The following is a 21,017-nucleotide window of genomic DNA, read 5'->3' on the forward strand; positions in this document are numbered from 1 at the left end:
AGACATTGGCAATTTGGCAAGCAGAGCGTGCACCAATGCAATATCAGATAACCCACGCAGACCTCTCTCTGGTCCTGGCACTGGAACGTGGCCGCTCGCTGGCCAAAGCCGCCGAACTGCTCAAAGTCGACGTTTCGACCGTATTCCGCTCGATCCGCCGATTGGAGTCGGCGCTGGGCACTGCTTTGTTCGTCAAGAGCCGAAAGGGCTATCTGCCGACTGACACCGCCCAGGCCTTGGCCGAGCAGGCCGAACGTGCCGAGCAGGCGCTGGAAGCGGCGCGCATTGCCATGACCAGTGGCGAGCAGGTGGTCAGCGGCACGGTGCGCCTGACCTGCACGGAGGCGGTGATGCACAGCCTGTTGCTGCCGGCACTGGCCGAGTTCATGCCCAACTACCCGGCCTTGTCGCTGGAGATGGGCACCTCCAACACCTTCGCCAACCTCAGCCGGCGCGACGCCGACATCGCCCTGCGCCTGACCAACACACCTCCGGAGCACCTGGTTGGCCGCAACCTGGGTTCGACCTCCTATGTAGTCTGCGGCCAGCCACAGTGGCGCGAGCGCCTGAGTGAGTCCCCCGCCAGCGTGCCGTGGATCGCACCAGACGACTCGATGCAGGACCACCCTACGGTGGTCTGGCGCAACCAACAACACCCGGGCCTGAGCCCGCGCTACCAGTGCAGCAGCATGTCGACCATCGCCCAGTTGGTAATGGCCGGCCTGGGCGTGGCAGCACTGCCGGACTACATGGTGCATGCGCTGCCCGGGGTGGATGCACTCAGCGGCCCCCTGCCCGGCTGCGACACTCAGCTGTGGTTGCTGACCCGGCCGGATTGCCGTGCGTTGCGCTCGGTGCAAACCTTGTTCGAAGAGCTGACCCCGCGGTTGCGTGACGCGATGCTCTGAGGTTATCGTCAGGCTCATGCACTGAGGGTGTCTGTTCCGGCCCTTTCGCGGGTAAACCCGCCGCGACAAGCTACGCGGTCCCTGTAGGAGCGGGTTCACCCGCGAAGAAGGCATCGCAGGGTTTGCAGGTACCGCCCGGCAAAACAGCGCTTCCCTATTGGCTGGTGAATTTTTATACTATCGAGTCCGCCTGCCCATTAATGGGCTGCACGCCCACCGCAATTGCTACTGAGGAAGACCATGGCCCGCGTAACTGTTGAAGACTGCCTGGAACACGTGGATAACCGCTTTGAGCTGGTCATGCTCTCGACCAAGCGCGCTCGCCAGCTGGCGACCGGCGGCAAAGAGCCACGCGTTGCGTGGGAAAACGACAAGCCAACCGTTGTTGCCCTGCGTGAAATTGCCGAAGGCATCGTCACCAACGAGTTCATCGCCGCTGAAGAGATCGTCACCGAGGATCCGGTGTTCGCCGCGTTCGAGGACGAGAACAACGAGGCTGTCTGATTGATGCCAGGTCGACGTCGTACGGCGCAAGGCCCTCTTCCTCGGCAGGAGGTGAACCCATGCCGGGTATAGAAGCCTTGGCCGAACGGCTGTCGACCTATCTTGGCCCCGAACAGGTCAACCTGGTTCGGCGTGCCTATTTCTACGCCGAACAGGCTCACGATGGGCAACGCCGCCGCAGTGGCGAGCCCTACGTGACCCACCCGCTGGCCGTGGCCAGCATCCTCGCCGACATGCACATGGACCATCAGAGCCTGATGGCGGCCATGCTGCACGATGTGATCGAAGACACCGGCATCGCCAAGGAAGCCCTCAGCCAGCAGTTTGGCGAGACCGTGGCCGAACTGGTCGATGGGGTCAGCAAGCTGACCCAGATGAATTTCGAGACCAAGGCCGAGGCACAGGCGGAAAACTTCCAGAAGATGGCCATGGCCATGGCCCGCGATATCCGCGTGATCCTGGTCAAGTTGGCCGACCGCCTGCACAACATGCGCACCCTGGAAGTGCTGTCTGGCGAAAAACGCCGGCGCATCGCCAAGGAAACCCTCGAGATCTACGCCCCCATCGCCAACCGCCTGGGGATGCACACCGTGCGCGTGGAGTTCGAAGACCTTGGCTTCAAGGCCATGCACCCGATGCGCTCGTCGCTGATTCATCGAGCAGTGAAGAGCGCACGCGGCAACCGCAAAGAAATCGTCGCCAAGATCGAGCACTCGCTGGCCAACTGCCTGTCCGCCGACGGCATCGAGGGCGAGGTCAGCGGTCGGCAGAAACACCTCTATGGCATCTACAAGAAGATGCGCGGCAAGCGCCGTGCCTTCAACGAGATCATGGACGTGTATGCCTTCCGCATCATTGTCGACAAGGTTGACACCTGCTACCGCGTGCTCGGCGCCGTGCACAACCTGTACAAGCCGCTGCCCGGACGCTTCAAGGATTACATCGCGATCCCCAAGGCCAATGGCTACCAGTCGTTGCACACGACCCTGTTCGGCATGCACGGCGTGCCCATCGAAATCCAGATCCGCACCCGCGAAATGGAAGAGATGGCCAACAACGGCATCGCCGCGCACTGGCTGTACAAGTCAAACGACGACGAGCAGCCCAAGGGCAGCCACGCGCGTGCCCGCCAGTGGGTCAAGGGTATCCTCGAACTGCAGCAACGTGCCGGCAACTCCCTGGAATTCATCGAGAGCGTGAAGATCGACCTGTTCCCGGACGAGGTCTACGTGTTCACGCCCAAAGGCCGGATCATGGAGTTACCCAAAGGCTCCACGGCCGTCGACTTCGCCTACGCGGTGCACACCGACGTTGGCAACAGTTGCATCGCGTGCCGCATCAACCGCCGCCTGGCGCCGCTGTCCGAACCGCTGCAAAGCGGCTCGACAGTGGAAATCGTCAGCGCCCCGGGCGCTCGGCCAAACCCGGCCTGGCTCAACTTTGTGGTCTCAGGCAAGGCACGCACGAATATCCGCCACGCGCTCAAGCAACAGCGCCGTTCCGAATCCATCAGCCTGGGCGAGCGCCTGCTGAACAAGGTGCTCACTGGCTTCGACAGCAGCCTGGAGAAAATCCCCCAGGAACGCATCGAGTCTATTCTCGCCGAGTACCGCCTGGAGCTGCTAGAAGACCTGCTCGAAGACATCGGCCTGGGCAACCGCATGGCCTACGTGGTCGCGCGCCGCCTGCTGTCGGCCGAAGGCGAACAGTTGCCGGCGCCAGAAGGCCCGCTGGCGATCCGCGGTACCGAAGGCCTGGTGCTGAGCTACGCCAAGTGCTGCACACCGATCCCGGGTGACCCGATTGTCGGCCACCTGTCAGCCGGCAAAGGCATGGTCGTGCACCTGGAGAACTGCCGCAACATCAGTGAAATCCGCCACAACCCCGAAAAGTGCGTGCAACTCTCCTGGGCCAAGGACATCACTGGCGAGTTCAATGTCGAACTGCGTGTCGAACTGGAACACCAGCGCGGGCTGATCGCCCTGCTGGCCAGCAGCGTCAACGCCGCCGACGGCAACATTGAAAAGATCAGCATGGACGAACGCGACGGCCGTATCAGCGTGGTCCAACTGGTGGTCAGCGTGCACGACCGCGTGCACCTGGCGCGTGTGATCAAGAAGCTGCGTACCCTGACCGGTGTGGTCCGCATCACCCGCATGCGTACGTAGTCCGCCAACCGCAAGGAGTCATCATGAGCAAAACCGTCATCAACAGCGACAAGGCCCCTGCCGCCATCGGCACCTACTCGCAGGCGATCAAGGCCGGCAACACCGTGTACATGTCGGGCCAAATCCCTCTGGACCCGAAGACCATGGAACTGGTCGAAGGCTTCGAAGCCCAGACCGTGCAGGTGTTCGAGAACCTCAAGGCCGTGGCTGAAGCTGCTGGCGGTTCGTTCAAGGACATCGTGAAACTGAACATCTTCCTCACAGACCTGAGCCACTTCGCCAAGGTAAACGAGGTGATGGGCCGCTACTTCGAACAGCCCTACCCGGCCCGCGCCGCCATCGGCGTTGCCGCGTTGCCGAAAGGCTCCCAGGTCGAAATGGACGCCATCCTGGTCATCGAATGATGCCCTGGTGACGGGCCCTGCCCGTCACCCTCCTTCCTCTGCAAGGTTACCCCGTCATGCGTCAAGCACTGCCCTTTGCGCTGGCAGCCCTGCTACTGGGCGGCTGCACCAGCCACAAACCCGAAGATTTCAACGGTATCTGGATCAACCAGGAAGCCATCACTGCGGCGGTCAAAGCCGGCAGCCTGCGTCAGGCGCTGAATGAGCACGGCCCAGTGTTCGAGTGGAAGCTCGACGTGGCCAATCAGCAAGCTAGCTATAGCAATGGTTTCGAGGCCGCTGACGGCCAGCTGAGCGCCAATGAAAAGCAATGGCAGGCCCGTTTCCAAGGCGGCCAGACCGAGCAGCTTTCGCTCGATGGCGACGAGCTGCTGGCCGTCGCCCAGAACGGCGCCAAGCAAACCTTCGTGCGCGCCAAGGCACCGGCGACAGCCAATGCACCACTGGGCAGCAGCTTCGAGAAAGCGCTTTACCAGGCCTACCTGGGTGGTGACTGGAAGATCGTCGACGGCCAAGGCAAAGGTGCCAGTGTACGCTTCAGCGATACCGGCAACGTCACCGGCCTACCGGGGCCGGACCGCTTCGCCCTGTGCCTGGCAGGTGATTGCGCGACCATGGGTGGCAACAATGACAGCCTGTGGCTGGAGCGCAACCAGCGTGGCGCACCGTTCATCATCAAGCGCGATGGTGACAAGCTGGAGATTTTCCAGGCAGTGAACCGTGCCCAGCCCGATGAAATGCCAGAACTGGCAGCGGGCAAGCGTCAGTGGGCGCTGGAGCGCAGCTGAGATGATGCGCGGCCCCTGTAGGAGCGGGTTTACCCGCGAAGAAGACACCGCGGTGGATGGCACGGGCTTCGCCCGTGTTCGCGGGCAAGCCCGCCCCCACAGGGATCGCGCCAGCTTTTAGAAATTGAGCAAGACGTTTGCTCCCACAAGGCATCGCGCCACTTGCCAGCTAGGCTTTCCCTGCCAGGATCGCGGCGTAGCCTTCCTTGTAGCTCGGATACTCAGGCGCCCAGCCCAGCGCCCGCGCCCGCGCATTGCTGCAGCGCTTGCTGCCAGTACGCCGCACCCGCTGCTCATCGGACCATTCGGTAACCCCCATGTACGCCCGCAGCCAGGCCACCACATCGGCCAGCGGCGCCGGGTCGTCATCAACGCCAATGTAGCAGTCGTCCAGAGCCTTGCCATCAGCATCGGCCTGCAGCAGAAACGCCAGCAGGCTGGCGGCATCTTCGGCATGAATGCGGTTGCCATACAGCGGTGGCTCCTCGGCAACGCGGTAACCCTGACGCACCTGGCTCAGCAACCACTCACGCCCTGGGCCATAGATACCGGTCAGGCGGACCACGCTCGCCGGGATGCCGCTGGCCAGTGCCAACCGTTCAGCCTCCAGCATCACACGCCCGGAATAGCCCTCAGGCTCGGTGGCAGCGCCCTCCTCTATCCACTCGCCGCCTTTCTGCGCATACACACTGCTGCTTGAGACGAACAGCAGGCGACGCGGGCGCTGGCCACGCTCGGCCAACCAGGCCAACACATGGCGCAAACCATCGACATAGGCTGCTTGGTAACCCGCCTCATCGTGCTGGCTGGCCGCCACGCAGTACACCAGGTAGTCCAGCGGGCCCTGTGGCCAGGCCTGCGGTATCGACGGTTCGGCCAAATCTGCGGCAACCGGCTGAACCCCTGCGGGCAGCTGACCAACAGAACGGCGCAGGCCGCTCACCTGCCAGCCTTTAGCCAACATCTGCTTGGCCAGACGCCCACCCACATCACCACAACCCACCACCATCACGGAAAGGTCTGACATCTCTAAACTCCCTAGACCAATTGATCAGCCTGGCCACGCTACACGATGGGCGGCTAGACCATAGGCGAAAAAAGCTACAATATTACTTTTGTTAACAAGAATTACTTGCAATAATGGCCGCCAAATTGTTCTCGGCCTACATCGAGGCCTTGGAGAACGTTCACTTTTTCTTCATCAGGTCCGGCCAGCATGACACGTACTCAACCTTCCGCTTCGCCAACCCCGTCGCGCGCCTGGCGCGCCATCGCCGCGCTGACACTCAGCCTGGTGCTGGCCCCGGTGGCCATGGCCGATGAGCCAACCACCAACGCCGCCACACCTGCGGCTGCTACTGCCCCGGCCGCACCCGCTGCTGCCCCGGTCGATGCGCCGGCGCCTGGTTCCACTGCCACCAACCCGGCAGATGCAGACCCAAGCGTTCAAGCCCTGGTCGAAGACACCTCGCTGGGCATGGCCCATGACCTGTCCCCATGGGGCATGTACAAGAACGCCGACATCGTGGTGAAGATCGTCATGATCGGCCTGGCCATCGCCTCCATCATCACCTGGACCATCTGGATTGCCAAAGGCTTCGAGCTGATGGGCGCCAAGCGCCGCCTGCGGGGTGAAATCGCCCAGTTGAAGAAGTCCACCACCCTGAAGGAAGCCAGCGAAGTCTCCAACAAGGAAGGCACCCTGGCCCATACCCTGGTCCACGATGCCCTCGAAGAGATGCGCCTTTCGACTAACGCTCGCGAAAAAGAAGGCATCAAGGAGCGCGTCAGCTTCCGTCTGGAGCGCCTGGTGCATGCCAGCGGCCGTACCATGAGCAGCGGCACCGGCGTCCTCGCAACCATCGGCTCGACCGCACCGTTCGTTGGCCTGTTCGGTACCGTATGGGGCATCATGAACAGCTTCATCGGCATCGCCAAGACCCAGACCACCAACCTGGCCGTCGTTGCCCCAGGTATCGCCGAAGCGCTGCTGGCCACTGCTCTGGGCCTGGTCGCGGCAATCCCGGCCGTGGTCATCTACAACGTCTTCGCCCGCTCCATTGCCGGTTACAAGGCACAGGTGTCCGATGCCTCCGCTCAGGTACTGCTGCTGGTCAGCCGTGATCTGGACCACCAGGGTAGCGAGCGCGCCGCCCCGCACATGGTGAAAGTGGGGTAAGCCATGGGCCTGCATCTCAACGAAGGTGGCGACGACCTCGCCGAAAACCACGAAATCAACGTTACGCCGTTCATCGACGTGATGCTGGTGCTGCTGATCATCTTCATGGTCGCCGCCCCCTTGGCCACGGTCGACATCAAGGTCGACCTGCCGGCCTCAACCGCCAAACCGGCGCCAAGGCCAGAGAAACCGGTGTTCGTCAGCGTCAAGGCCGACCAGAAGCTGTATGTCGGCGACGATCAGGTTGCTGCACCCGACCAGCTTGGCCCGATGCTCGACGCCAAGACCAAGGGTGACAAGGAAACCACCATCTTCTTCCAGGCTGACAAAGGCGTGGATTACGGCGACCTGATGGAGGTGATGAACAACATGCGCGCGGCCGGCTACCTGAAAGTCGGTCTGGTAGGTCTCGAGACGGCAGCCAAGAAATGATGAAAACGCGCTCTAACATGGCGCGCTACGGTGGCAGCCTGGCGATCGTGCTGGGTGTGCACGTGGTCGCCGTGCTGCTGACGCTCAACTGGTCGGTACCACAGGCCATCGAACTGCCCCCGGCAGCGATGATGGTCGAACTGGCACCGTTGCCGGAGCCTGCGCCACCACCACCCCCAAAGGCAGCTCCGCAGCCACCGGCACCGGTCGAGGAACCACCGTTGCCGAAGCTGGCAGAAGCGCCCAAGCCCAAGATCGCCATCCCCAAGCCGCCCAAGCCAAAGGCCAAGCCCCAGCCGCCCAAGCCCGAGAAAAAGCCTGAGCCGCCGAAGGAAGCACCACCCACCGAGCAAACGGTGGACGCACCGCCCAGCAACACGCCACCGCAGAAGTCCGCGGCACCGGCACCGAGCATTGCGTCCAACAGCAACGCCCTGCCAACCTGGCAGAGCGACCTGCTGCGCCACCTTGCCAAGTACAAGCGTTACCCGGAAGACGCGCGCCGTCGTGGCCTGCAAGGCATGAACCGCCTGCGCTTCGTGGTCGACGCCGAAGGCAAGGTCGTGTCGTACTCCATGGCCGGTGGCTCGGGCAGTGCCGCACTGGACCGGGCGACCCTGGAAATGATCCGTCGGGCCGGCACGGTACCCAAGCCACCACCCGAGTTGCTGAACAATGGCACGATTGAAGTCGTGGCACCGTTCGTCTACTCACTGGACCGCCGCTAAGACTTTTGTTTCTGTCACAATTCGGCAAGTCTGATAACGTGCGTCTATCAATTGCAGCCGCTATGCTGGGCTCGCAACTTCATGGACGCACGTTATGACCCTCACAGAATTACGCTACATCGTCACACTCGCCCAGGAACAGCACTTCGGCCATGCCGCCGAGCGCTGTCATGTGAGCCAACCCACCCTGTCGGTCGGTGTGAAGAAGCTCGAGGACGAGCTTGGCGTTCTGATCTTCGAGCGCAGCAAAAGCGCAGTACGTCTGACCCCGGTCGGCGAAAACATCGTCGCCCAAGCGCAGAAGGTACTGGAGCAGGCCCAAGGCATTCGCGAGCTGGCCCAGGCCGGCAAAAATCAGCTGACCGCTCCGCTCAAGGTCGGCGCTATCTACACAGTCGGCCCCTACCTGTTCCCGCACCTGATCCCGCAGCTGCACCGCGTAGCGCCGCAAATGCCGCTGTACATCGAAGAAAACTTCACCCACGTACTGCGCGAAAAGCTGCGCAATGGTGAACTGGACGCGGTGATCATCGCCCTGCCGTTCAACGAAGCCGACGTGCTGACGCTACCGCTATACGACGAACCGTTCTGCGCCCTGATGCCTGCCGACCACCCATGGACGGCGAAGAAGACCATCGACACCGCCATGCTCAACGACAAGAGCCTGCTGCTGCTTGGTGAGGGCCACTGCTTCCGTGACCAGGTACTGGAAGCCTGCCCTACCCTGAACAAGGGGGGTGAAGGCTCACGGCACACCACGGTTGAGTCCAGCTCGCTGGAAACCATCCGTCACATGGTGGCTTCCGGCCTTGGCGTATCAATCTTGCCGCTGTCGGCAGTGCACAGCCATCACTATGCCCCCGGCGTCATCGAAGTGCGCCCGCTGACGGCACCGGCACCGTTCCGCACGGTCGCCATCGCCTGGCGCGCCAGCTTCCCGCGGCCAAAGGCCATCGAGATCCTCGCCGATTCGATCCGCCTGTGCTCGGTCGCCAAAAACCCTGCGGAACAACCGGCCTGAGTCATGAGTGAGCTGTCGAAGGTCCCGGTCACAGTACTGAAAGGCGTGGGCGAGGCTATGGCGGAGAAACTCGCCAAGGTCGGCCTGGAAAACCTGCAGGACGTGTTGTTCCACCTGCCCCTGCGCTACCAGGACCGTACGCGCGTGGTGCCAATCGGCCAACTGCGTCCCGGCCAGGACGCGGTTATCGAGGGCGTGGTCAGTGGTGCCGATGTGACCATGGGCAAGCGCCGCAGCCTGGTGGTGCGCCTGGGCGACGGGAGCGGTGTGCTGACATTGCGTTTCTACCACTTCAGCAACGCGCAGAAGGAGGGCCTGAAGCGGGGCACCCACCTGCGCTGCTACGGAGAAGCCCGCCCTGGCGCTTCGGGCCTGGAGATCTACCACCCGGAGTACCGTGCGCTGAACGGCAACGAGCCACCACCACCGGTGGAGCAGACCCTGACGCCGATCTACCCGTCCACCGAAGGCCTTACCCAGCAACGCCTGCGCCTGTTGTGCCAGCAGAGCCTTGCGCTGCTTGGCCCGCGTAGCCTGCCCGACTGGCTGCCTGACGAGCTTGCCCGGGACTACCAACTGGCACCCTTGGACGAAGCCATCCGCTACCTGCACAACCCGCCGGCCGACGCTGACCTCGACGAGCTCGCCGAAGGCCAGCACTGGGCTCAACACCGCCTGGCCTTCGAAGAGTTGCTGACCCATCAGCTGTCGCAGCAACGCCTGCGCGAAAGCCTGCGCAGCCTGCGTGCGCCGGTACTGCCCAAGGCCACGCGCCTGCAGGCGCAATACCTGGCTAACCTGGGCTTCCAGCCGACCAGCGCGCAGCAGCGGGTAGCCAACGAAATTGCCTACGACCTTAGCCAACACGAACCGATGATGCGCCTGGTGCAGGGCGACGTGGGTGCCGGCAAGACCGTGGTCGCAGCACTGGCGGCGCTGCAGGCGCTGGAGGCTGGCTACCAGGTGGCATTGATGGCACCCACCGAGATCCTCGCCGAGCAGCACTACATTACCTTCAAGCGCTGGCTGGAACCGCTGGGCATCGAAGTCGCCTGGCTAGCCGGCAAACTCAAGGGCAAGGCCCGGGCTGCTTCCCTGGAGCAGATCGCCAACGGTGCACCCATGGTGGTCGGCACCCACGCGCTGTTCCAGGAAGAGGTAAGGTTCAAGCACCTGGCCCTTGCGATCATCGACGAACAGCACCGGTTCGGCGTGCAGCAGCGCCTGGCCCTGCGCAAGAAGGGCGTGGCCGGCGAACTGTGCCCGCACCAGTTGATCATGACCGCCACACCTATTCCGCGCACGCTGGCCATGAGCGCCTACGCCGACCTGGACACCTCGGTGCTCGACGAATTGCCGCCAGGCCGTACGCCGGTGAACACCGTGCTGGTGGCCGACAGCCGCCGCTTCGAAGTGGTCGAGCGGGTACGCGCCGCCTGCGCCGAGGGGCGCCAGGCCTATTGGGTATGCACGCTGATCGAAGAGTCCGAAGAACTCACCTGCCAGGCCGCCGAAAGCACCTACGAGGAGCTTGGCAGCGCGCTAGGCGAGCTGAGGGTGGGGTTGATCCACGGGCGCATGAAACCGGCGGAAAAAGCCGAGATCATGGCCGAGTTCAAGGCTGGCAACCTGCAGCTTCTGGTCGCGACCACGGTCATCGAGGTGGGCGTGGACGTGCCCAACGCCAGCCTGATGATCATCGAGAACCCCGAGCGCCTGGGCCTTGCACAGTTGCACCAGCTGCGCGGCCGGGTAGGCCGAGGCAGTGCCGTGAGCCATTGCGTGCTGCTGTACCACCCGCCGCTGTCGCAGATCGGCCGCGAGCGCTTGGGGATCATGCGCGAGACCAACGACGGCTTCATCATCGCCGAAAAAGACCTTGAACTGCGGGGCCCGGGTGAGATGCTCGGCACCCGCCAGACCGGTCTGCTGCAGTTCAAGGTCGCCGACCTGATGCGCGACGCCGACCTGCTGCCGGCCGTGCGCGACGCGGCCCAGGCCTTGGTATCACGCTGGCCGGAACACGTCAGCCCGCTGCTGGACCGCTGGCTGCGCCACGGCCAACAATATGGCCAAGTGTGACGCCAGTCCCAGAATGGATCCAGATTTGCTCGCAGGCTGGTTATACTTCGCGTTTAAAAGAAACAGTGGATACGGACCATGACTGAAGTTGCCCTGGACACCGCAACCCCACACGCCCCCTCCGTCATCAGGCTGCTGCTCGACAAGCTCGGCGTGCCCTACCGCCAGGTGGTCGAACACTCGCACCTGCCTGCGGCTTCGCGGGTGCAGGCTGTCCTTCTCGACGACGAGGTCGGCGCCCTCATGGTGCTGTTCCCGCAGAGCCACCTGCTGGACCTCAACCGCCTGGCCGAGCTGACCGGGCGCAAGCTGACCGCGGTGTCGGTGCCGCGCCTGAAGCAGATGCTCGACAAGCACCACCTCAAGGCCCTGCCGGGCATCCCGGCGCTGACCAGCTCGCCATGCCAGTACGAAAAGAGCCTGCTCGACGCCGAAACTGTCTTTATCCAGTCAGGCGAAGCCGGCCTGTTGCTGGAAATCGAACGCGCACACTTCAAGCGCATGCTGGCCAAGGCCAGCGCCAGCAGCTTTGGCCAGCAAGTCGAAGCGATCAGCCCCAATCTCGACCGCCCCGATGACGACACCCGGGAAATCACCGATGCGGTCCAGGCCTTCACTGCCCGACGCATTCAGAAACGCCTGGAAGAGACCATCGAAATTCCACCGCTCGCCGACACCGCGCAGAAGATCATCAAGCTGCGGGTAGATCCCAACGCCAGCATCGACGACATCACCGGCGTAGTCGAAACCGACCCGGCGCTGGCGGCACAGGTGGTGAGCTGGGCTGCATCGCCCTACTATGGATCACCGGGCAAGATCCGCTCGGTAGAAGACGCCATCGTGCGTGTGCTGGGTTTCGACCTGGTGATCAACCTGGCCTTGGGCCTGGCGCTGGGCAAGACCTTGAGCCTGCCCAAAGACCACCCGCAGCAGGCCACGCCCTACTGGCAACAATCGATCTACACCGCCGCGATCATCGAAGGCCTGACCCGCGCCATGCCGCGCGCAGAACGCCCCGAGGCCGGGCTGACTTACCTGGCCGGGCTACTGCACAACTTTGGCTACCTGCTGCTGGCGCACGTGTTCCCACCGCATTTTTCGCTGATTTGCCGCCACCTTGAGGTCAACCCGCATTTGAACCACACCTATGTGGAACAACACTTGCTGGGCATCAGCCGCGAACAGATCGGTGCCTGGCTGATGAAGCTGTGGGACATGCCAGAAGAGCTGTCGACTGCCTTGCGCTTTCAGCACGATCCAGCCTACGACGGCGAATATTTCGCGTTCCCCAACTTGGTGTGCCTGGCCACCCGCCTGCTGCGCTCGCGAGGTATAGGCTCAGGGCCGCAGGAAGAGATTCCTGACGAGCTGTTGGAACGCCTGAGCATTACCCGGGACAAGGCTGAGGATGTGGTGAACAAGGTGCTCGAAGCCGAGAACCTGTTGCGTGAGCTGGCTTCGCAGTTCCACACACCGCATTAAGCATTAGCACATAGCCTGTGGGAGCGGGCATGCCCGCTCCCACAGGTGAAGCGTCAGCATCCCCGTCGGGTTTCAGCCTTTCTTCTTAGGTTTCAGGTATTTCATCAACCCTTGGAACCACATCACCAACGCCGGATTGCCCTTGATCTGGATGTGCTTTTCCTGAATCCCCTGCATGAACGCCAGCTGCTTGTTACCCGCCTGCATGGTGGCGAAGCCATAAGCGGCGTCCCTGAAGGCAATGGCGAACGCCGGCTGTGGGTGCGCGCCGCCCTTGCTGCTGATGCGCTCGTTGCTGACGATGAAGTGTCGGGCGACCTTGCCGTCCAAGGTCTGCATCTGGAACACCAAGTCCTTGCCCTTGAGCTGCTGCTGGAATGCGGGGTTATTTCGGCTGGCCCTGGCCATCAACAGCCCCATGGCCCAGAGAAGAAAGCGGAACTTCATCAACGCGCCTCGAATGAAAAGTGACTAAGGCGCGCAGTTTATCCTTTTACAGAACTATTTATGCAAGTTCGAAACATTTTGCCTGCAGAAAGCACAACGGGCGCCTTGGGGCGCCCGCTTGGCCGACACAGGGGTTGTCAGGGAGCGATCACTTGCCTTTCTTGGCTGGCTTGGCGGGGGCGTTAACGCTGTCGCGCAGGTTCTTGCCAGGCTTGAAGGCCACGGTATTGCTGGCCTTGATCTTGACCGGTTCCCCAGTTTGCGGGTTCTTGCCGGTACGCGCGCCGCGATGACGTTTTTCGAAGGTGCCGAAACCGACCAAGGTCACGGTGTCCTTGTCCAGGGCACCGGTAATGCTGTCGAGAATCGCGTTCAAAACCTGATTGGCCTTTTCCTTGGTCAGATCAGCCTTATCGGCGATGACGGCGGCGAGTTCTGGTTTGCGCATAGTGAAGCCTCTTTGACGGAATTCTTGTTGTTATGCCGTGCTGCCTCTGGGAGCAGCGCTCAAGGCACCGCAGGCTCTAATCTGCGGCAGACGGGAGTGAGAATGGCACGAGCTCAGGGGCCGCGCCAGTATCTGGGCGGCCATTGTGCAGGCAACAACAGGATAAATCCGACAGAACAGCCGCTATTTACGCCATAACCGCTGGTAACTGACGATTCAGCGCCAGCTTCTCCATCACCGCCGCTCCGGTCAGGGCGTAGCCCAGCAACTTGCCGTCGGCATCAAGGCAGAGCACCTTGAGGTCACTGCCCTGCCCCTCTACCTGCCAGGTGCCTTCGCAACCCTGTGGCGCTGGCGAGACGACCAGCGGACAGGCCGGGGTTTTCACGGTGATAGGCATCGGCCCGTAGGAAACTGCCGTCGGCTTGCCGGCCAGGGTTTGCGCCAGCGCCCGGGCACAGCTCATCAGCGGCATCACGTACAGCAGGTTGATGCCATCGACTTCGGCACAGTCGCCAAGGGCGAAGATGTTGGCGTGTGATGTACGTAGCTCGCGGTCTACGCTTACACCTCGATTGGTCTGCAGCCCAGCTGCGGCAGCCAGGTCGGTACGTGGGCGCAGGCCGATGGCCGAAACGACCAGGTCGCAGGCAATCACGCTGCCATCCGACAGGTGCGCCTCCAGGCCTTGGGTCACCTGCTGCAGGCGGGTCAGCACCGGCCCCAAGTGAAAGCGTACTCCCAGCCCCTCCAGCCCACCCTGTACAGCCGCCGCAGCGGCTGGGTGCAGCAGGGTCGGCATGACCTGTTCACACGGCGCCACAACGTCGACCTTGAAACCACCCAGGCTCATGTCGTTTGCGAATTCGCAGCCGATCAGGCCGGCGCCAAGGATCAGGACACGCTGCTTGCCCGCGGCGGCAGCACGGAAGCGCGCGTAGTCCTCCAGATCGTTGATCGGGAATACCAGATGGCCGCCATCACCCTCGATCGGCACCTGCACGGTCTGCGCCCCCCAGGCCAGCACCAGATCGCGGTATTCCACGGCTTCTTCGCCGATCCACAGCCGCTTGTGGCCCGGGTCGATGCCGCTGATGCGGGTATGGGTGCGGACCTCGGCGTTCAATTGCTCGGCCATAGCACCCGCCTCAGCCATGCACAGGCCGTCGGCGTCCTTCTGCTTGGCAAAGCCCATGGAAAGCATCGGCTTGGAGTACGAACGACCATCGTCGGCGGTGATCAGCAACAGCGGCGTCTGCGTATCGAGCTTGCGAAATTCACGGGCCAGGTTGTAGCCCGCAAGGCCGGTACCGATGATTACCACAGGGGACGTCATGTCGTGCTTTCCTCGATTAACCGATGGAGATCATTTCAAAGTCGCTTTTGCCGACGCCACAGTCGGGGCACAGCCAATCCTCAGGCACATCCTCCCAACGGGTGCCGGGGGCGATGCCGTCGTCGGGCCAGCCTTCGGCTTCGTCGTAGATCAGGCCACAGACAATACATTGCCACTTTTTCATCAGGTCTATTTCCTCGGTTCAGGCTGGGGCTTGTGTTGCGGCTGATGGCCTTTTGGCGGGCAAGCCCGCGCCTACAGTGACCGCGCAGGCCTGGCGGGCTTGCCCGCGAACAGGGCCAGCGCGCAATGCGTGGGGGCTTTGTAGCGGCCCTGCCGGCAGTATGCAAGCAGTTGGGGCAATCATGCTAAGCTCGCCGCCTCTCTGGCTGTAACAAAGCATATCGACGTGTCGTACGAATCCCCGCAAGCAGCCGCTGTCGCGTGGCTGCCGTATTCACAGCTGGCGACCGACATCGACCAGCCCACCCTTGACTGGCTGTTCGACGAGGGCTCGCTGACCCGCCGCCTGACCCGTCTGTCCATCGATCACTTTTCCGTCACCCCGCTGTTCGAGGGCTGGCAGCTGCTGCGCGATGACGAATGCCAAGCGCTGGGCATCGCTGCTGGCGCCGAAGGCTGGGTGCGCGAAGTGTACCTGCGCGGCCATGGCCAACCTTGGGTGTTCGCCCGCAGCGTGGCCAGCCGCAGCGCCCTGGAACGTGGCGGTCTGGACCTGGAATCCTTGGGCAGCCGCTCGCTGGGCGAGCTGCTGTTCTGCGACCAGGCGTTCATCCGTCATCCACTCGAAGTGTGCACTTATCCACAGGCCTGGCTGCCGTCCGAAGCTGCACATGCGGCGCTTTGGGGCCGCCGCTCGCGCTTCGAGCGCAACGGTCTGGACCTGCTGGTGGCAGAAGTGTTTCTGCCGGCATTGTGGCAAGCGGCCAAGGAGGAAATCCGCTGATGTACCTGCAACTGCTCAAGTCGCTCAACCGCCTGCATCCACGGGCCTGGGACTTCGTCCAGCTCAGCCGTATGGACCGGCCGATAGGCATCTACCTGCTGTTGTGGCCGACCCTGTCGGCAGTGTGGATTGCCGGCAATGGGTCACCCACCCTGGCCAATGTGCTCATCTTCGGCCTTGGTGTGGTGCTGATGCGCGCGGCCGGCTGCTGCATCAACGACTTTGCCGACCGCAAGGTTGACGGCCACGTCAAGCGGACCGCCGACCGCCCCCTGGCCAGTGGCCGGGTGCGGCCACGCGAGGCGCTGACACTGTTCGCGATTCTGGTCGGGGTGAGTTTCCTGCTGGTGCTGTGCACCAACAGCCGCACCGTCTGGCTGTCGTTCGGGGCGGTGGCCTTGGCGTTCTGCTACCCGTTCATGAAGCGCTACACCTACTACCCGCAGGTGGTGCTGGGGGCGGCGTATTCGTGGGGCATTCCCATGGCTTTCACAGCCGCTGGCGGTGAGTTGCCGGCCGGCGCCTGGCTGCTGTATATCGCCAACCTGCTGTGGACGGTGGGTTATGACACCTATTACGCCATGGTCGACCGCGATGACGACCTGAAAATTGGTGTGAAATCCACTGCGATCCTGTTCGGCGACGCTGATCGCAGCATCATCCTGACCCTGCAGTTGCTGTCGCTGGGCTGCCTGTTGCTGGCCGGTAGCCGCTTCGACCTGGGTGGCTGGTTCCACCTTGGGTTGCTGGGCGCGGCGGCTTGCTTTGCCTGGGAATACTGGTCAACGCGCAAGCTGGACCGGGAATCGTGCTTCAAGGCGTTTCTGCACAACCACTGGGCGGGGATGCTGGTGTTTATCGGGGTGGTGCTGGATTACGCGTTGCGCTGAGTAGTTTGGGGCTGCTGCGCAGCCCATCGCGACACAAGGCCGCACACATTGATCGGCGTACGTCGAACCATGTGGGAGCGGCCTTGTGTCGCGATGGGCCGCACAGCGGCCCCGGCTATCTCAAGGCTTGGCAACGTGCCAGACGTCTTTCATGCCGTCACCGGTCATGTCACCGGCCTTCTTGTCCTTGATGAAGGTATACAGCGGCTTGCCGTCGTAAGCCCACTGCATCGAACCGTCGTCACGCGTTACATGGGTCCATTTATCCTTCGGTGCTTCGTCTTCTTTCTTGACCATCAACGGTGGCCAGTTCTTGGCGCACTCGCCATTGCACATCGACTTGCCACCCGCATCCTTGTCAAAGGTGTACAGGGTCATGCCGGCATGATCGACCCACATGCCATCCTTCTCCATGGCATGGTGGGCCAACGCCACCCCCGGGAGCGCCAACGCAGTGAAAAGGGCCATCCAGCTCAGCGTATGTCGTGTCATTGGATTCACCATTGTTTCGGGGGGAAATGGGTTCGGGTTGCCATTAAAGCGGCCCTCTGTAGCCTAGTTCAGTCACGGAATGTCGCCAGAACGGCCAACACCCTGTCACACAGCTGCAATAATTCCGTTATCTAATGCGGGCCAAGACACCGAATCCAGGAGAGGTTTTGAGCATGGTAGGCAGGAACATTCTGATCGTCGACGACGAAGCGCCCATTCGCGAGATGATCGCCGTTGCCCTGGAAATGGCCGGCTATGACTGCCTGGAAGCGGAAAACTCCCAACAGGCCCACGCGATCATCGTCGACCGCAAACCGGACCTGATCCTGCTCGACTGGATGCTGCCGGGCACCTCCGGCATCGAGCTGGCCCGCCGCCTGAAGCGCGACGAGCTGACCGGTGATATTCCGATCATCATGCTCACCGCCAAGGGTGAAGAAGACAACAAGATCCAGGGCCTGGAAGTGGGCGCCGACGACTACATCACCAAGCCGTTCTCGCCGCGTGAACTGGTAGCGCGACTGAAAGCCGTGCTGCGCCGCACTGGCCCGAGCGACAGCGAGGCGCCGATCGAGGTCGGCGGCCTGCTGCTCGACCCGATCAGCCACCGTGTGACCATCGACGGCAAGCCGGCCGAGATGGGCCCTACCGAATACCGCCTGCTGCAGTTTTTCATGACCCACCAGGAGCGCGCCTACACCCGAGGCCAATTGCTGGACCAGGTGTGGGGCGGCAACGTCTACGTCGAGGAACGTACCGTCGACGTGCACATCCGTCGCCTGCGCAAGGCGCTGGGTGAAGCTTACGAGAATCTGGTACAAACCGTCCGGGGCACTGGCTACCGCTTCTCGACCAAGAGCTGATCGAGCTCTGGAGCGCCAAGCTGCACATCGTTGTACAAGGATCGTCAATTGAACCAGAACTGGCATGCAACCCTGATTCGCCATCTGCTGTTGCTGATTACCGTCTGCCTGATCGGCGGGCTGGTCAGCGGCTACTATGGCTGGAGCCTGGCCATAGGCCTGGCGCTCTATCTGGGCTGGACCCTCAAGCAACTGCTGCGCTTGCACGATTGGCTGCGCAATCACCAACCCGACGAAGCACCGCCCGATGGCTACGGCCTGTGGGGCGAGGTATTCGATAGCATCTACCACCTGCAACGCCGCGACCAGCGCGTACGGGGCCGCCTGCAGGCAGTGATCGACCGGGTGCAGGAGTCCACCGCTGCGCTGCGTGACGCGGTGATCATGCTCGACAGCGACGGCAACCTGGAATGGTGGAACCGCGCCGCCGAGACCCTGCTGGGCTTCAAGACCCCACAGGACGGCGGCCAGCAAGTGACCAATCTGGTGCGCCACCCGCTCTTCAAAGAGTACTTCGAGGCAGAAAACTACCTCGAACCGCTGGAAATCCCTTCGCCGATCAATGACCGAATGCGTGTGCAGTTGCACATCACCCGCTACGGCAACAATGAACACCTGATGCTGGTGCGCGATGTCACCCGCATTCACCAGCTGGAACAGATGCGCAAGGACTTCGTCGCCAACGTGTCTCACGAGCTGCGCACGCCGCTGACGGTAATCACCGGCTACCTGGAAACCCTGCTGGACAACGTCGAGGACGTGAACCCGCGTTGGAGCCGCGCCCTGCAGCAAATGAGCCAGCAAGGCTCGCGCATGCAAACCCTGCTCAACGATTTGTTGCTACTGGCCAAACTGGAAGCCACCGATTACCCATCGGACAACCAGCCGGTGGCGGTCGATGCCCTGCTCGCCGCCATCAAGAACGACGCCCAGGCCCTGTCCGGGCCGCGCAACCAGCGCATCAGCCTGGAGGCTGCGCCTGGCATCAAGCTGAAGGGCAGCGAGTCGGAACTGCGCAGTGCCTTTTCCAATCTGGTGTTCAATGCGGTCAAGTACACCCAGGACGAAGGCAACATCCGCATCCGCTGGTGGGCCGATGCCCAGGGCGCACACCTGTCGGTGCAGGACTCGGGGGTGGGCATCGATGCCAAGCACTTGCCACGCCTGACCGAGCGCTTCTACCGCGTAGACTCCAGCCGTGCATCGAATACCGGCGGTACCGGGCTGGGGCTGGCAATCGTCAAGCATGTGCTGATGCGCCACCGGGGCAAGCTGGAAATCAGCAGTGTACCGGGGCATGGCAGCACCTTTACCTGTCACTTTGCGCCAGCACAATTGGCCAACGAAAAGGCTTGAGATTGAGGCTGCTGCGCGGGCCTTCGCGGGCATGCCTGCTCCCACAGGGACTGCAATGAGTCCGCTGCCCTTTGCTTTTACGGCCCCAGCCGCTACATTGGATCCCCTGTGCCAGCAAAAGCTGGCACTTTTTTTCTCTCTATCTCAAAGACGGACCCCGTAAAAACTCCATCATGGACCCTTCCTCTGGTATTAGCCTCACCTCGTTATTCGCCGACTTCGGCATGATCATCTTTGCCTTCCTGCTGGTGCTGCTCAACGGCTTCTTCGTTGCTGCGGAGTTCGCCATGGTCAAGCTGCGCGCTACACGCGTAGAGGCCATCGCCGAAAAGCACGGCTGGCGTGGCAACATCCTGCGCAAGGTTCACAACCAGCTCGACGCCTACCTGTCGGCCTGCCAATTGGGCATTACCCTCGCCTCGCTGGGCCTGGGCTGGGTGGGTGAGCCCGCCTTCGCCCACCTGCTGGAACCATTGCTGGCCTATTTCGGCGTGGACAGCGCCGAGCTGGTCAAGGCGATCTCGTTCTTCGTCGCCTTCTTCGTCATCTCGTACCTGCACATCGTGGTTGGCGAGCTGGCCCCCAAGTCCTGGGCTATCCGTAAGCCAGAGCTGCTGTCGCTGTGGACCGCCGTGCCGCTTTACCTGTTCTACTGGGCGATGTACCCGGCCATCTACCTGCTCAATGCCAGCGCCAATACCATCCTGCGTATTGCCGGCCAGGGCGAGCCTGGCCCGCACCACGAGCACCACTACAGCCGCGAAGAACTTAAGCTGATCCTGCACTCCAGCCGTGGCCAGGACCCAAGCGACCAAGGCATGCGCGTGCTGGCCTCGGCCGTGGAAATGGGCGAGCTGGAAGTGGTCGACTGGGCCAACTCGCGTGAGGACATGATCAGCATCGACGCCCATGCGCCTCTGAAGCAGATCCTGGCCCTGGTGCGCCGCCACAAGTTCAGCCGCTACCCGGTGTACGACGCCGAGCGCGAAGAATTCACCGGCCTGCTGCATATCAAGGACCTGCTGCTGGAGCTGGCTGAGCTGGAGCACTTGCCAGAGACCATCGACCTGGAGGACCTTGCCCGGCCACTCGAACGCGTGTCGCGGCACATGCCGCTGGCACAGTTACTGGAGCAGTTCCGTAAGGGCGGCGCGCACTTCGTGCTGGTCGAGGAAGCCGATGGCAAGGTGATCGGCTACCTGACCATGGAAGACGTGCTGGAAGTGCTGGTGGGCGACATCCAGGACGAGCACCGCAAGACCGAGCGTGGCATTCTCGCCTACCAGCCGGGCAAGTTGCTGGTGCGCGGCGACACCCCACTGTTCAAGGTCGAACGCCTGCTGGGTATCGACCTTGACCACATCGAGGCCGAAACCCTGGCCGGGTTGATCTACGAGACGCTCAAGCGCGTGCCGGAAGAAGAGGAAGTGCTGGAGGTCGAAGGGCTGCGCATCATCATCAAGAAGATGAAAGGGCCCAAGATCGTACTGGCCAAGGTGCTGAAGCTGGATTGATGGCCCAA

22 protein-coding genes are annotated in these 21,017 nt (G+C 62.5%); 16 read left to right on the forward strand and 6 right to left on the reverse strand.

The window, feature by feature from the left end; translation table 11 throughout:
• The first annotated feature begins 35 nt into the window (after positions 1-35).
• The 5 genes from ACK59Z_RS00925 (at position 36) to ACK59Z_RS00945 (ending at position 4,772) form a co-directional block, all read left to right on the forward strand.
• Positions 36-908, forward strand: coding sequence for a LysR family transcriptional regulator (locus tag ACK59Z_RS00925; RefSeq protein ID WP_020192232.1), 873 nt, complete (start codon positions 36-38; stop codon positions 906-908).
• Between the two features lie 240 nt (positions 909-1,148).
• Positions 1,149-1,412 (forward strand): DNA-directed RNA polymerase subunit omega, encoded by a 264-nt coding sequence (gene rpoZ, locus ACK59Z_RS00930; protein WP_003253383.1) that lies wholly within the window; start codon positions 1,149-1,151, stop codon positions 1,410-1,412.
• A gap of 59 nt (positions 1,413-1,471) precedes the next feature.
• The gene (gene spoT / locus ACK59Z_RS00935) at positions 1,472-3,580 is read left to right on the forward strand and encodes a bifunctional GTP diphosphokinase/guanosine-3',5'-bis pyrophosphate 3'-pyrophosphohydrolase (RefSeq protein ID WP_004575214.1); all 2,109 of its coding nucleotides are present in this window, start codon (positions 1,472-1,474) and stop codon (positions 3,578-3,580) included.
• 23 nt (positions 3,581-3,603) lie between these two features.
• Complete coding sequence (locus ACK59Z_RS00940) at positions 3,604-3,984, forward strand: RidA family protein (RefSeq protein ID WP_003253379.1); 381 nt, start codon at positions 3,604-3,606, stop codon at positions 3,982-3,984.
• Positions 3,985-4,040: 56 nt separating this feature from the next.
• Positions 4,041-4,772, forward strand: coding sequence for a hypothetical protein (locus ACK59Z_RS00945; RefSeq protein ID WP_004575213.1), 732 nt, complete (start codon positions 4,041-4,043; stop codon positions 4,770-4,772).
• Positions 4,773-4,941: 169 nt separating this feature from the next.
• Here ACK59Z_RS00945 and ACK59Z_RS00950 read toward each other — a convergent pair whose 3' ends face one another.
• On the reverse strand, positions 4,942-5,799 hold the full coding sequence (locus ACK59Z_RS00950; protein ID WP_014861182.1) for an SDR family oxidoreductase: 858 nt from the start codon (positions 5,797-5,799) through the stop codon (positions 4,942-4,944).
• A 189-nt stretch (positions 5,800-5,988) separates the two neighbouring features.
• Between ACK59Z_RS00950 and exbB the strand changes: the two genes are divergently transcribed.
• From exbB to ACK59Z_RS00980, 6 genes are all read left to right on the forward strand, one after another.
• Positions 5,989-6,951, forward strand: a complete 963-nt coding sequence (exbB, locus tag ACK59Z_RS00955; protein WP_108192082.1) for a tonB-system energizer ExbB — start codon at positions 5,989-5,991, stop codon at positions 6,949-6,951.
• 3 nt (positions 6,952-6,954) lie between these two features.
• Positions 6,955-7,383: a TonB system transport protein ExbD gene (gene exbD / locus ACK59Z_RS00960; RefSeq protein ID WP_003253367.1), complete on the forward strand. Its 429-nt coding sequence runs from the start codon at positions 6,955-6,957 to the stop codon at positions 7,381-7,383.
• Positions 7,380-8,111 carry an energy transducer TonB gene (locus tag ACK59Z_RS00965; protein ID WP_003253366.1) on the forward strand — a complete coding sequence of 244 codons (732 nt, stop codon included), beginning with the start codon at positions 7,380-7,382 and terminating at the stop codon, positions 8,109-8,111. Before exbD ends, ACK59Z_RS00965 begins: the two co-directional genes overlap by 4 nt.
• Positions 8,112-8,205: 94 nt before the next feature.
• Positions 8,206-9,132, forward strand: coding sequence for a hydrogen peroxide-inducible genes activator (locus ACK59Z_RS00970; RefSeq protein ID WP_003253362.1), 927 nt, complete (start codon positions 8,206-8,208; stop codon positions 9,130-9,132).
• Positions 9,133-9,135: 3 nt separating this feature from the next.
• Positions 9,136-11,214 carry an ATP-dependent DNA helicase RecG gene (recG, locus tag ACK59Z_RS00975; protein WP_108192083.1) on the forward strand — a complete coding sequence of 693 codons (2,079 nt, stop codon included), beginning with the start codon at positions 9,136-9,138 and terminating at the stop codon, positions 11,212-11,214.
• Between the two features lie 78 nt (positions 11,215-11,292).
• Positions 11,293-12,696, forward strand: coding sequence for an aminoacyl-tRNA deacylase and HDOD domain-containing protein (locus ACK59Z_RS00980; RefSeq protein ID WP_003253359.1), 1,404 nt, complete (start codon positions 11,293-11,295; stop codon positions 12,694-12,696).
• 72 nt (positions 12,697-12,768) lie between these two features.
• Here the strand turns inward: ACK59Z_RS00980 and ACK59Z_RS00985 are convergent, their stop codons facing one another.
• From ACK59Z_RS00985 to ACK59Z_RS01000, 4 genes are all read right to left on the reverse strand, one after another.
• The gene (locus ACK59Z_RS00985) at positions 12,769-13,143 is read right to left on the reverse strand and encodes an SCP2 sterol-binding domain-containing protein (RefSeq protein WP_014754871.1); all 375 of its coding nucleotides are present in this window, start codon (positions 13,141-13,143) and stop codon (positions 12,769-12,771) included.
• Positions 13,144-13,291: 148 nt separating this feature from the next.
• On the reverse strand, positions 13,292-13,591 hold the full coding sequence (locus ACK59Z_RS00990; RefSeq protein ID WP_003253355.1) for an HU family DNA-binding protein: 300 nt from the start codon (positions 13,589-13,591) through the stop codon (positions 13,292-13,294).
• Positions 13,592-13,778: 187 nt separating this feature from the next.
• A complete protein-coding gene (locus ACK59Z_RS00995; RefSeq protein ID WP_060544887.1) occupies positions 13,779-14,927 on the reverse strand; it encodes an NAD(P)/FAD-dependent oxidoreductase in 1,149 nt (382 codons plus the stop codon).
• Positions 14,928-14,943: 16 nt separating this feature from the next.
• Complete coding sequence (locus tag ACK59Z_RS01000; RefSeq protein ID WP_003253349.1) at positions 14,944-15,111, reverse strand: rubredoxin; 168 nt, start codon at positions 15,109-15,111, stop codon at positions 14,944-14,946.
• A gap of 225 nt (positions 15,112-15,336) precedes the next feature.
• Here ACK59Z_RS01000 and ACK59Z_RS01005 point away from each other — a divergent pair, with 225 nt between their 5' ends.
• Together ACK59Z_RS01005 and ubiA are read left to right on the forward strand one after the other, a co-directional pair.
• The gene (locus ACK59Z_RS01005; RefSeq protein WP_108192084.1) at positions 15,337-15,894 is read left to right on the forward strand and encodes a chorismate lyase; all 558 of its coding nucleotides are present in this window, start codon (positions 15,337-15,339) and stop codon (positions 15,892-15,894) included.
• Complete coding sequence (gene ubiA, locus ACK59Z_RS01010) at positions 15,894-16,784, forward strand: 4-hydroxybenzoate octaprenyltransferase (RefSeq protein ID WP_004575206.1); 891 nt, start codon at positions 15,894-15,896, stop codon at positions 16,782-16,784. Before ACK59Z_RS01005 ends, ubiA begins: the two co-directional genes overlap by 1 nt.
• 120 nt (positions 16,785-16,904) lie before the next feature.
• Here the strand turns inward: ubiA and ACK59Z_RS01015 are convergent, their stop codons facing one another.
• The gene (locus ACK59Z_RS01015) at positions 16,905-17,276 is read right to left on the reverse strand and encodes a hypothetical protein (RefSeq protein ID WP_020190123.1); all 372 of its coding nucleotides are present in this window, start codon (positions 17,274-17,276) and stop codon (positions 16,905-16,907) included.
• A gap of 173 nt (positions 17,277-17,449) precedes the next feature.
• Here ACK59Z_RS01015 and phoB point away from each other — a divergent pair, with 173 nt between their 5' ends.
• The 3 genes from phoB to ACK59Z_RS01030 all read left to right on the forward strand — a co-directional run bounded on the left by phoB (position 17,450) and on the right by ACK59Z_RS01030 (position 21,009).
• Positions 17,450-18,139, forward strand: coding sequence for a phosphate regulon transcriptional regulator PhoB (gene phoB, locus ACK59Z_RS01020; protein WP_003253341.1), 690 nt, complete (start codon positions 17,450-17,452; stop codon positions 18,137-18,139).
• A 48-nt stretch (positions 18,140-18,187) separates the two neighbouring features.
• Positions 18,188-19,495: a phosphate regulon sensor histidine kinase PhoR gene (phoR, locus tag ACK59Z_RS01025; protein WP_108192085.1), complete on the forward strand. Its 1,308-nt coding sequence runs from the start codon at positions 18,188-18,190 to the stop codon at positions 19,493-19,495.
• A gap of 173 nt (positions 19,496-19,668) precedes the next feature.
• A complete protein-coding gene (locus tag ACK59Z_RS01030; RefSeq protein WP_003253336.1) occupies positions 19,669-21,009 on the forward strand; it encodes a hemolysin family protein in 1,341 nt (446 codons plus the stop codon).
• Positions 21,010-21,017 lie beyond the last annotated feature (8 nt).

Source organism: Pseudomonas sp. KCJK9058, assembly GCF_046230975.1.
GTDB lineage: Bacteria > Pseudomonadota > Gammaproteobacteria > Pseudomonadales > Pseudomonadaceae > Aquipseudomonas > Aquipseudomonas alloputida.

What these genes read in the sequence shown, in the direction of transcription:
- ACK59Z_RS00965 (WP_003253366.1), top strand. Translation starts at nt 7,380, where the DNA reads ATGATGAAAACGCGCTCTAACATGGCGCGCTACGGTGGCAGCCTGGCG.
- ACK59Z_RS00985 (WP_014754871.1), bottom strand. Translation starts at nt 13,143, where the DNA reads ATGAAGTTCCGCTTTCTTCTCTGGGCCATGGGGCTGTTGATGGCCAGG.
- ACK59Z_RS00950 (WP_014861182.1), bottom strand. Translation starts at nt 5,799, where the DNA reads ATGTCAGACCTTTCCGTGATGGTGGTGGGTTGTGGTGATGTGGGTGGG.
- ACK59Z_RS00925 (WP_020192232.1), top strand. Translation starts at nt 36, where the DNA reads ATGCAATATCAGATAACCCACGCAGACCTCTCTCTGGTCCTGGCACTG.
- ACK59Z_RS00970 (WP_003253362.1), top strand. Translation starts at nt 8,206, where the DNA reads ATGACCCTCACAGAATTACGCTACATCGTCACACTCGCCCAGGAACAG.
- phoB (WP_003253341.1), top strand. Translation starts at nt 17,450, where the DNA reads ATGGTAGGCAGGAACATTCTGATCGTCGACGACGAAGCGCCCATTCGC.
- ACK59Z_RS00980 (WP_003253359.1), top strand. Translation starts at nt 11,293, where the DNA reads ATGACTGAAGTTGCCCTGGACACCGCAACCCCACACGCCCCCTCCGTC.
- ACK59Z_RS00990 (WP_003253355.1), bottom strand. Translation starts at nt 13,591, where the DNA reads ATGCGCAAACCAGAACTCGCCGCCGTCATCGCCGATAAGGCTGATCTG.
- ACK59Z_RS01000 (WP_003253349.1), bottom strand. Translation starts at nt 15,111, where the DNA reads ATGAAAAAGTGGCAATGTATTGTCTGTGGCCTGATCTACGACGAAGCC.
- ACK59Z_RS00945 (WP_004575213.1), top strand. Translation starts at nt 4,041, where the DNA reads ATGCGTCAAGCACTGCCCTTTGCGCTGGCAGCCCTGCTACTGGGCGGC.
- recG (WP_108192083.1), top strand. Translation starts at nt 9,136, where the DNA reads ATGAGTGAGCTGTCGAAGGTCCCGGTCACAGTACTGAAAGGCGTGGGC.
- ACK59Z_RS01030 (WP_003253336.1), top strand. Translation starts at nt 19,669, where the DNA reads ATGGACCCTTCCTCTGGTATTAGCCTCACCTCGTTATTCGCCGACTTC.
- ACK59Z_RS00995 (WP_060544887.1), bottom strand. Translation starts at nt 14,927, where the DNA reads ATGACGTCCCCTGTGGTAATCATCGGTACCGGCCTTGCGGGCTACAAC.
- rpoZ (WP_003253383.1), top strand. Translation starts at nt 1,149, where the DNA reads ATGGCCCGCGTAACTGTTGAAGACTGCCTGGAACACGTGGATAACCGC.
- exbD (WP_003253367.1), top strand. Translation starts at nt 6,955, where the DNA reads ATGGGCCTGCATCTCAACGAAGGTGGCGACGACCTCGCCGAAAACCAC.
- spoT (WP_004575214.1), top strand. Translation starts at nt 1,472, where the DNA reads ATGCCGGGTATAGAAGCCTTGGCCGAACGGCTGTCGACCTATCTTGGC.
- ubiA (WP_004575206.1), top strand. Translation starts at nt 15,894, where the DNA reads ATGTACCTGCAACTGCTCAAGTCGCTCAACCGCCTGCATCCACGGGCC.
- ACK59Z_RS01015 (WP_020190123.1), bottom strand. Translation starts at nt 17,276, where the DNA reads ATGACACGACATACGCTGAGCTGGATGGCCCTTTTCACTGCGTTGGCG.
- ACK59Z_RS00940 (WP_003253379.1), top strand. Translation starts at nt 3,604, where the DNA reads ATGAGCAAAACCGTCATCAACAGCGACAAGGCCCCTGCCGCCATCGGC.
- exbB (WP_108192082.1), top strand. Translation starts at nt 5,989, where the DNA reads ATGACACGTACTCAACCTTCCGCTTCGCCAACCCCGTCGCGCGCCTGG.